The sequence below is a fragment of the Pseudomonas sp. TH21 genome (assembly GCF_016651025.1).
GTDB lineage: Bacteria > Pseudomonadota > Gammaproteobacteria > Pseudomonadales > Pseudomonadaceae > Aquipseudomonas > Aquipseudomonas aylmerensis.
The window spans coordinates 2,488,617-2,498,033 of sequence record NZ_JAEKEQ010000001.1 but is presented as its reverse complement, the minus strand read 5'-3'; the positions used below and the strand labels follow the sequence as shown (position 1 = coordinate 2,498,033).

8 protein-coding genes and 1 pseudogene are annotated in these 9,417 nt (G+C 64.3%); 2 read left to right on the top strand and 7 right to left on the bottom strand.

The features are described from left to right. Positions 1-181 precede the first annotated feature (181 nt). A pseudogene (locus tag JFU04_RS11270) lies at positions 182-1,353 on the bottom strand (MFS transporter). A 142-nt stretch (positions 1,354-1,495) separates the two neighbouring features. On the opposite strand from JFU04_RS11270, the gene JFU04_RS11265 reads away from it, so the two are divergent. Then, complete coding sequence (locus JFU04_RS11265) at positions 1,496-2,071, top strand: TetR/AcrR family transcriptional regulator (RefSeq protein ID WP_201144092.1); 576 nt, start codon at positions 1,496-1,498, stop codon at positions 2,069-2,071. 6 nt (positions 2,072-2,077) lie between these two features. Here JFU04_RS11265 and JFU04_RS11260 read toward each other — a convergent pair whose 3' ends face one another. The 6 genes from JFU04_RS11260 to JFU04_RS11235 all read right to left on the bottom strand — a co-directional run bounded on the left by JFU04_RS11260 (position 2,078) and on the right by JFU04_RS11235 (position 7,919). Continuing rightward, positions 2,078-3,433 (bottom strand): MATE family efflux transporter, encoded by a 1,356-nt coding sequence (locus tag JFU04_RS11260; protein ID WP_106804306.1) that lies wholly within the window; start codon positions 3,431-3,433, stop codon positions 2,078-2,080. 70 nt (positions 3,434-3,503) lie between these two features. After that, a complete protein-coding gene (locus JFU04_RS11255) occupies positions 3,504-4,463 on the bottom strand; it encodes an AAA family ATPase (protein ID WP_201144091.1) in 960 nt (319 codons plus the stop codon). A gap of 3 nt (positions 4,464-4,466) precedes the next feature. Then, on the bottom strand, positions 4,467-5,510 hold the full coding sequence (locus JFU04_RS11250; protein ID WP_120448258.1) for an aliphatic amidase: 1,044 nt from the start codon (positions 5,508-5,510) through the stop codon (positions 4,467-4,469). Positions 5,511-5,520: 10 nt separating this feature from the next. Then, positions 5,521-5,868: an FmdB family zinc ribbon protein gene (locus tag JFU04_RS11245; RefSeq protein WP_065906060.1), complete on the bottom strand. Its 348-nt coding sequence runs from the start codon at positions 5,866-5,868 to the stop codon at positions 5,521-5,523. A 2-nt stretch (positions 5,869-5,870) separates the two neighbouring features. Next, positions 5,871-7,100, bottom strand: coding sequence for a formamidase (fmdA, locus tag JFU04_RS11240; protein WP_106804309.1), 1,230 nt, complete (start codon positions 7,098-7,100; stop codon positions 5,871-5,873). Positions 7,101-7,187: 87 nt separating this feature from the next. Continuing rightward, the gene (locus tag JFU04_RS11235; RefSeq protein ID WP_201144090.1) at positions 7,188-7,919 is read right to left on the bottom strand and encodes a GntR family transcriptional regulator; all 732 of its coding nucleotides are present in this window, start codon (positions 7,917-7,919) and stop codon (positions 7,188-7,190) included. Between the two features lie 113 nt (positions 7,920-8,032). Between JFU04_RS11235 and JFU04_RS11230 the strand changes: the two genes are divergently transcribed. Then, positions 8,033-9,388, top strand: a complete 1,356-nt coding sequence (locus tag JFU04_RS11230) for a class-II fumarase/aspartase family protein (RefSeq protein WP_065906055.1) — start codon at positions 8,033-8,035, stop codon at positions 9,386-9,388. Positions 9,389-9,417: the final 29 nt, after the last annotated feature.

Here is a 9,417-nt window from a genome sequence, read left to right as displayed (position 1 = left end):
AGGGAAAAATTAGCGAGGGGATGGGAGGCGGATATCCGCGGGGAATGCGGGCTGGCGTGATCGGCGCTACAAGCGCCTTACCGGCGCGGTCGACGCATGGGTCAGCGATGAAGGGCAAACCGAACATGAATGGGAAGCCGCCTCTCGCGAGGCGGCAGAGGACTTACTCAGTGGCGGATACTCAGCCCAACCGTCGAAACCCCAACACCGCTGAGCCCAGCACCACCGCCCCCGCCGCCAGTGCCACCCAGAACCCACTGGCCGCGCCGGAGTGGTCGATCATCCAGCCGGAGCTGGCGGCGCCGATGGCCACGCCGATGCTCAGGCCGGTGATCAGCCAGGTCATGCCTTCGGTGAGGCGGCTGGGGGGACGATTTGTTCTACCAGCGCCATGGACACAATCAGCGTCGGGGCGAAGAACAGACCGGAGATGAAGATTGCCACGGCAAGGCCGGGGATGTTGGTCACCAGCAGCAACGGCAAGGTGGTCAGCGCCGTGGCTACGCCGCAGTACAGGAACTGGCGGGGCAACGGCGCCTTGAGCTTGAGGGTACCGAACGCCAGCCCGGCCAGGCACGAGCCGATGGCATACACCGACAGCACGATACTCGCCGCCGCCGGCTGGCCCTGCTGTTGGGCGAAGGCCACGCTGACCACATCGACCACGCCGACAATCACGCCCATGGCCAGCAGCAGGATCATCAGGATCAATACCGAAGGCGACGCGATCAGCCAGCGGCCGTGATGATCGTGGTGTTCGTGTACCGGCGGTTCGGTCTCGCGCTGCAGCACGAACGTGGTGACGCCTACGGCCAGCAAGAGCGCCGCGACCAGCGGCCCGGCTTCCGGGAACAGCACCACACTGAGGCCCACCGAAATCGGCGGGCCGATGATAAAGCACACCTCGTCAAGCACCGACTCCAGGGCAAACGCGGTTTGCAACTGGGGCTGGCCGCGGTACAACTCGGTCCAGCGTGCCCGCACCATCGCCGACATATTCGGCATGCAGCCGGCCAGGGCCGCGAACACGAACAGCGTCCAGTTCGGCGCCTGCAAACGGGTGCACAGCAACAACAGCAGCAACGCCCCGCCACCGATCAACGCGGCGACCGGCAGCACCCGACCCTGGCTGTAGCGGTCGACCAGGCGCGACACCTGCGGCGCGCAAAATGCCGTCGCCAGGGCAAATACCGCCGCCACCGAACCGGCCAGGCCGTAGCCGCCGTGCACCTGCGAGAGCATGGTGATCAGGCCGATGCCCGCCATTGACACCGGCATGCGCGCCAACATGCCCGCGAGTACAAAAGCCCGGGCGCCGGGGACCTGGAACAACTCGGCGTAGGGGTTTGCCATCCTGCTCTACCTCTTCCTGAATGCCCTGCAACTTGCTATCTGCAATGATCAAGGCAAAATACATACGGTGCGTATGTGACAAAGCATGCGTAACATACGCAGCGTATGTCAATCCTTCACTTGCCGATTGCGAGCCCTATCCATGAGCCGAGCCCGTGCTGAAATAATCGAAGACACCCGCGCCCGGCTGATCGCCAGCGCGCGCCTGGCCTTCGCCACCCAAGGCTACGCGAATACCTCGATGGACGACTTTACCGCCCGCGCGGGCCTGACGCGCGGGGCGTTGTATCACCACTTTGGCGATAAAAAAGGCCTGTTGGCGGCGGTCGTTGCCCAGCTCGACAGCGAGATGGACGCCCACTTGCAGCGCCTCAGTGACGAAGCTTCGGACCCCTGGTCGGGCTTTTGCGAACGCTGCCGCGCGTATTTGCGCATGGCCCAGGACGCGGAGATCCAGCGCATCGTACTGCAGGATGCGCCGGCCGTATTGGGTGACACCGGCTCCCAGCAGCACTGTGTGGAATCCCTGCGCCAACGGCTCGATGCCTTGATGCACAACGGTGTGATCCCGCAGGCACCGAGCGCCGCGCTGGCGCAGTTGATCAATGGCAGCCTGGTCAACACCGCGCTGTGGATCGCCCGGGATGCACACCCGGGCGAACGCCTCGAAGAAGGCCTGCAGAGCCTGGAACTGCTGTTGCGCGGCTTGAAGCAATAAACCGCGCTAGACCAGCCGCTTGATCTGCTTGTGCCGCCACACCAACCGGTAATACGCGGTCTGCAAGCCCAACATCGCCAGGTAGGTCACCGGAAACGCCATCCACACGCCTTCCAGCCCGAAGTGGGCGTTGAGCAGGTAGGCCATCGGCAACTCGACGCACAGCACGCAGAAAATCGAGATGACCACCGGCATCAGCACCACGCCGCTGGCGCGCATGATCCCGCCGATCACCGCCTGGAAACCGAATACCAGGATGCTCCACAACATGATGTGCAACAGGTGCTCGGCATTTGCCCGCGCCGCGTCGTCGGTGATGAACAAACCGAGCAACCAGTGCGACAGGACATACCCCAGCACAATCAGGCCACCGGTGAGGCAGGTGTTGATCAGCAGCCCGGTGCGCAAGATCGGCCCGATACGCTCCAGGCGACCGGCGCCAATCGCCTGGGCACCGAGGATCGAGGCAGTGATGGCAATCGACAGCGCCGGGAACTGCACGTAGTTGACGATTTGCGTCACCGCGCCATAGGCCGCCGTCGCCTGCGAACCATGGCTGTTGACCAGGGCAAGAATGACCAACTCCGACAGCGATAACACCACCATCTGCAGGCCGGTAGGCAGGCCGATGCGCAGGACCTTGGCCAAAATCGCACGGTCCAGGCGCAAGGCCGCCAGCAGTTCACGGTCCGGCGCCATCACGTGGTTTTTATGCCGCAGGCGCAGGATCAGGAACAGCATCGCCGCGGCGTTGCCCACCAGGCCGGCGTACACCGCACTCTGGATGCCCAGGGGCGGCAGGCCGATCCAGCCGCGAATCAGCGCCGGGGTCAGCAGCAGGCCGACCAGGGTCGAGACCATCAGCGCCAACAACGGCGAGATCGTGTCGCTGACCCCGCGCAACAACTGGGTGTACAGGATGAACACCAGCAACAGCGGCATGATCAACATCATCATCTGGGCGTAGCCCACCGCGTCGTCGAGCACATCCACCGGGGTGCCCAAGGCTTGCAGCGCCGGGCGGGCGAACAGGCTGCCCAGCACCGCCGCGACCAGCCCCACCAACGCGCCCAGCGTCAGGGTGGCGCCGGTAATCGCCTTGACCATGCCGGTTTCCTGGGCGCCCCAGGCCTGGCCGATCAATACGGAGGCGCCCGCCCCCAGGCCAATCACCAGGGCAATGAAGAAGAACACGATGGGGAACATCCCCGACACCGCCGCCAGCGCCTGGGTGCCGAGCATTTGCCCGACATAGATACCATTGAGCGTGCCGGAAAAACTCTGCAGGAAGTTGGACAGCACCATCGGTGCCAGAAAGATCAGGTAGACCTGCCACAGCGGGCGTTGCATGGGGCTTTGCATGAAAAACGGGGCCTCGAAGAGCGAAAGCGTCCGAGGGTTATACCGTAATTGGATCCCCGCTTCCCGTGGTTTATCCGCCGCTGCACGCAACCACCAGGCAACCCTGGTGAAGCGTCGCATGCAGGTGCCGGGCTTCGCCGCGCAATACACACTCGGCAATCGCCGGCTCCAATTCGACACGCAGCCTGCGCGCCAATGCCCGCGCGCCAAAACGCACATCATGCTCGCGACACAACCACGCCCGCGCCTGCGCATCCACGCTCAATGAGCGCTGCTGCGCCGCGAGGCGTTGATTGAGTTTGTTCAACTCCACGTCCAGCAAAGCCTCCAACCACTGGGCGTCGATGGGCTCGAACATCAGGATGCGGTCGATGCGATTGAGAAACTCCGGCTCGAAATGCCCGTGCAGTGCGTCTTCGAGCACCGCCGCCTCGCCACGCGCAAACACCCGCAGCACCCGCCGCCAGCCCTGGGCAAAGCGCTGGCGATGCCGGCGCGCCTGTTGCGCGCCGATGTTGCTGGTCATGAAGATCAGGCTGTTGCGAAAGTCCAGGGTGCGCGTGCCACCGGCCAGGGTCAGCTGGCCGTTTTCGAGAATGCCGAGCAGGCTGCGCACGACCTCCTGGCTGGCCTTTTCCAATTCGTCGAACAGCACGATGCCGGGTCGACTGTAGGTGCCCTGGATCAATTCACTGTTGAACAGGCTGATGCCTTCCTTGCTGCCCACATAGCCCGGCGGTGCGCCAGTCAGTGCGGCGGCGTAATGCTCCTGGGCCAGGGTGTGCATGTCGATGCGGCAAAAACCGTCGGCGCGCCCGTGCAGCGCCTGGGCCAGCAGGCGCACGATTTCGGTCTTGCCGACCCCGGTCGGCCCCATGAACAGGTTGACGCTGAGCGGCCGGTCACGCTCGCCGATGTCGGCCTTGACCACCTTGAGCAAGCTTTCCACCTGGGCCAGCGCCGCCTGCTGGCCGACGATGCGGCTGCGCAGCAACGCCATGACCTGGGCCGGTTCGAAGGTAAAACGCATGCCCTACCCCTGCGTCTGTTCTTTACCGCCATGGGGCAATTGCCCCACCGGGCATTCGGCGACACCCACCGTGCTGCGGGTGATTTTCTCCACGTTCTCCTGGGCCTTTTGCGCATCCAGCACCCAGGTGCGGTAGAACTCGAACGGGCAGTCGGCCACGCCCTTGTCGCCATCGCCCGAGGCGTGCATGCCGGTGTAGCCACGGTGCAACAGCTTGAACAGGTGGTTCTGCGACTGGTCATTGGCCCGCGCATCGCGGATCTGCGAAACCGACAGCTGGGCGTACTGGATGCCCATCTCCTCCTCGCCGCACTCGCCCAGGGTGCGCCCGTCGAAACCGATGATCGCCGAGTGGCCGAAGTACGAATACACCCCGTCGAACCCTGCCGCATTCGCCACCGCCACATAGCAGTTGTTGGCCCAGGCCATGCTCTTGGACATCTGCACCTGTTGCTCCTTGGCCGGGTACATATAGCCCTGGCAACGCACGATCAACTCCGCGCCCTTCATTGCACAATCGCGCCAGATCTCCGGGTAGTTGCCGTCGTCGCAGATGATCAGGCTGATCTTCATGCCCTTCGGGCCTTCGCACACATAAGTGCGATCGCCCGGATACCAGCCCTCGATGGGGCACCAGGGAATACACTTGCGATAGCGCTGCACGATCTCGCCGAGATTATTGATCAGCACCAGGGTGTTGTAGGGCGCCTTGTGCGGATGCTCCTCGTGGCGCTCGCCGGTCAGGGAGAACACGCCCCAGGTGTTGGCCTGGCGGCACGCCGCCGAGAAAATCGCGGTCTCCTCACCGGGGATGCTTGCGGCGGTGGCCATCATCTCGTCGTGGTCGTACATGATGCCCATGGTGCTGTATTCCGGGAACACCACCAGGTCCATGCCCGGCAGGCCCTGTTTCATGCCGACAATGATGTCGGCGATCTTCCTGGCGTTGTCGATGACGTCGGCCTTGCTGTGCAGGCGCGGCATCTTGTAGTTCACCACCGCTACACCGACGGTGTCCGGGCTGCTGGAAATGTCGCCATGGCGCATTGCAACTCTCCTAGTGACTGATCATCCACGGCCGGGGGCCGGTCTTGGTCTTGAGGCCCAGCGGGTTGGCCTTGCTCGGCAGCACCGCCTTACTGGTGCCGCAGCAACTGCAACCCGCCGGGTGCCGGCGACTTTCCTGGTATTCGCCGACAGTCTGCGGCGCGTGGGCGCTGCGCTCGTTGCCGGCGATGGCCTTGCGTTGGTTGGCCGACAGCGTTTGCAGGGCTGGCGCCGACACCAACAGCTGCCCGCCGGGCCCGGCACAGTACGGGCACTGGCTGGGCGCGTGGCGCTGGGCAATCGGCCGCAACTGGGTGAAGGTGCCGCAGGTGTCGCAGGCGTATTCGTAGGTCGGCATGGCTACAGGTCCGGGGCAATGGGCAGGTCGATGCTGCCGTCGAGGAAGCGCGTCGGGCCGTTGGCGTTGGGGTTGATATCGAACTCGAAGATCTCCGTGGGCAACCACAGGGTCGCGCAGGCATTCGGGATGTCGACCACGCCGCTGATGTGTCCCTGCACCGGCGCCGAACCGAGCAGCGCATAGCCCTGGGCCGGCGAGTAGCCGAACTTGGTCAGGTAGTTGATCGCATTCAGGCACGCCTGGCGGTAGGCGACGTTGACGTCCAGGTAGTGCTGCTGGCCCTGCTCGTCGACCGAGATGCCTTCGAAGATCAGGTAGTTCTTGTAGTTCGGCGTGATCGGGCTCGGCTTGAAGACCGGGTTCTTGATGCCGTACTTGGCCATGCCGCCCTTGATCAGCTCGACTTTCATGTGCACCCAGCCGGCCATTTCGATGGCGCCGCAGAAGGTGATTTCGCCGTCGCCCTGGCTGAAGTGCAAGTCCCCCACCGACAGCCCGGCGCCGTTGACGTAGACCGGGAAGAAGATCTTCGAGCCGCGTGACAGATCCTTGATATCGCAGTTACCGCCATGCTCGCGCGGCGGCACCGTGCGAGCACCGGTGGCGGCGGCATCGTCACGGGCCTGGCCCTTGAGCTTGCCCATATGGGCGGTGGCGGCCAGCGGTGCGTTGGCCAGCGGTGGCACGCGGGTCGGGTTGGTGTCGATCAGTTCCTGCTCGCGGCGGTTCCAGTCGGCGAGCATCACCGGGTCAGGCAGGCAGCCGATCAGGCCGGGGTGGATCAGGCCGGCGAAATTCACCCCCGGAATGTGCCGCGAGCTGGTGAACATGCCCTTGAAATCCCAGATAGCTTTTTGTGCGCTGGGGAAGTGATCGGTGAGGAAACCGCCGCCGTTCTGGCGCGAGAAAAAGCCGTTGAAACCCCACTGGGAATCGGCCTTGGCGCCGATATCGAGCAGGTCCACCACCAGCAGGTCACCCGGCTCGGCGCCATGCACGCCCACCGGGCCGGAGAGGTAATGCACGGTGGACAGGTCGACGTCGCGCACATCGCTGGCGTCATCGTTGTTCTTGATGGCGCCGGCGGTCCAGTCGTAGGTTTCCAGGATGAAGTCGTCGCCCGGCTTCACCCAGCACGCCATCGGGATATCCGGGTGCCAGCGGTTGTGGATCTGCTCGTTCTCGGTGACGGGTTGGTTGAGGTCGACTTTGATCAGCGTTTCGGTCATGGGCTGGCTCCTGGACGGATGACATTGCGTTCAATCCAGTCTCATCGGGCCAGCCCAATCGGGAAATACGTTGGATGACGTATGGGCTCAGAGCTTGTCGCGTTTCATCTGCATGGTCAGGGTGAAACGGTCGGCGGGGTAGACCGTTTCCGACACCGCAATCACAGCCCCGGCTTCATCGCGGTATTGGCGGATGATGTTCAACCCCAGCGCGCCGCCCTGCGCCTTGAGGCTGGCAGCCAGCTCGGCGGGCAACTGCACCGGGCGCACCTGTTGGTCAACCACCTCGATAGGCCGCGAGAAGGCCTTGCCGATCAGCGCGGCAATGAGTTCGTCGGGGTGCTTGCGCGCGTCGGGGATCACCTCGGCAAACGCCTGTTCGGCGTACACATCGGTCCAGCACAACGGCGCATTGCCGGCGCTGGCATCGACCTTGATGCTCGACACACAGAAATAATGCCCGCCCGGTTCCAGCCCCAGGCGCCGGGCCAGGGCGATATCGGCGACAAACTCCCGCACGCCCTGGATATCGCGGATATGCGTCTCGGCCACCTGCACCAGGTCGGCCACCGAGGCCATTGCCTGGGAATAGCCGCCCTGCGGCGAGGCGGCTTCGACCCGCGTGCCCACACGCTTGCGGCGCGAGACCATGCCCTGCCCCTGCAACTGGTCGATGGCCGCGCGCACCGTGTGGCGGCTGACCGCGTACAGCGAGCACAGCTCGAATTCAGTCGGCAACAACGACCCTACCGGGTAATGACCGCTGCCGATCTGCTCGATCAAGTCCTTGGCAACTGCCGCATAACGCCTCTGGCTCACGCTTTCCATTCTTACCCTCGCTGTCGAGTTGACAGTGTATCAGTCCAGGCGCAATCATAATGTACGGACATATTAAATATGTATGGTTTAAAAATAACAAATAGGGTTTTCCCATGTCGAGTACCGTTTTTGATTCCGCCCTGTTCCGTGACATGTTCGGCACCGCCGAAATGCGCGGTGTGTTTTCCGATAAAGCGCTGATCGAGCGTTACATCGAAGTGGAAGTGGCCCTGGCCCGCGCCGAGGCGCGTTGCGGGGTGATCCCTGCCGAGGCGGCCGAGCAGATCGCTGCGCTGTCGCAGTACCAGGCGCTGGACCTGGCGCTGATGCAGCACGAGACCGAGATCGTCGGGTACCCGATCCTGCCGCTGGTGGAGCAACTCTCGAAGATCTGCGGCGAAGCCGGCCGATACGTACATTGGGGCGCCACCACCCAGGACATCATGGACACCGCCGTGGTCCTGCAGGTGCGCGCTGCGCTGGCCATCGTCGAGCGTGACATCCAGGCGGTACGCGGCCTGCTCGCCGGCCTCGCGCAGCGCTACCGCGACACGCCGATGGCCGGCCGTACCCACTTGCAGCACGCGCTGCCGATCACCTTCGGCTACAAATGCGCGGTCTGGCTGAGCATGTTCGACCGCCACGCCGAGCGCCTGGTGGAACTGCGCCCACGCGTCGAAATCGGCCAGTTCGCCGGGGCCGCCGGCACCCTCGCCTCCCTCGGCGACAAAGGCCTGGATGTGCAGGCAGCGCTGATGGCCGAACTCGGCCTGGGCGTGCCGCAAGCCACCTGGCACGTGGCCCGCGATGGGCTGGCAGAAACCCTGAACTTCCTTGGCCTGGTCACCGGTTCCCTGGGCAAGATCGCCCTCGACATCATGATGATGATGACCAGCGAACTGGGCGAAGTGTATGAGCCCTTCGTCAAGGGCCGTGGCGCCAGCAGCACCATGCCGCAGAAGCGCAACCCGATTTCCTGCGAACTGATGTACGCCGCCGCCAAGGGTGTGCGTCAACACGCCGGGCTGATGCTCGATGCGATGATCCAGGATTTCGAACGCTCCACCGGCCCGTGGCAGGCCGAATGGATCGCCATTCCGGAAGCCTTTGCCCTCAGCGCCGCGTCCCTGGGGCAGGCAACCTTCATGCTCGCCGGCCTGGAAGTGCGCCCCGAGCGCATGCGCAAGAACCTCGACATGACCCAGGGCCTGATCGTCGCCGAAGCCGTGATGATGGGACTCGCCCCGGCGCTCGGCCGCCAGGTGGCCCACGACGTGGTGTACGCCGCCTGCCGCATGGCCAACGACCAGGGCACCAGCCTGCTCGACGCCCTGCTCGCCCAGGGTGAAGCCACCGCGCAACTGGACCTCGCCGAACTGCAACGCCTGACCGACCCGGCCAATTACCTGGGGCTGGCGCCGCAGATGGTCGATATCGCGCTCGCGCGCCAGGGTGCGGTAAAACGCTGACCTTGCAGGGGCCGGCTTGCCGGCTCCCG

Coding starts and splice junctions, on each gene's coding strand:
- JFU04_RS11245 (WP_065906060.1), bottom strand. CDS start 5,868: ATGCCGACCTACGAATACGCCTGCGACACCTGCGGCACCTTCACCCAG.
- JFU04_RS11265 (WP_201144092.1), top strand. CDS start 1,496: ATGAGCCGAGCCCGTGCTGAAATAATCGAAGACACCCGCGCCCGGCTG.
- fmdA (WP_106804309.1), bottom strand. CDS start 7,100: ATGACCGAAACGCTGATCAAAGTCGACCTCAACCAACCCGTCACCGAG.
- JFU04_RS11260 (WP_106804306.1), bottom strand. CDS start 3,433: ATGCAAAGCCCCATGCAACGCCCGCTGTGGCAGGTCTACCTGATCTTT.
- JFU04_RS11230 (WP_065906055.1), top strand. CDS start 8,033: ATGTCGAGTACCGTTTTTGATTCCGCCCTGTTCCGTGACATGTTCGGC.
- JFU04_RS11250 (WP_120448258.1), bottom strand. CDS start 5,510: ATGCGCCATGGCGACATTTCCAGCAGCCCGGACACCGTCGGTGTAGCG.
- JFU04_RS11255 (WP_201144091.1), bottom strand. CDS start 4,463: ATGCGTTTTACCTTCGAACCGGCCCAGGTCATGGCGTTGCTGCGCAGC.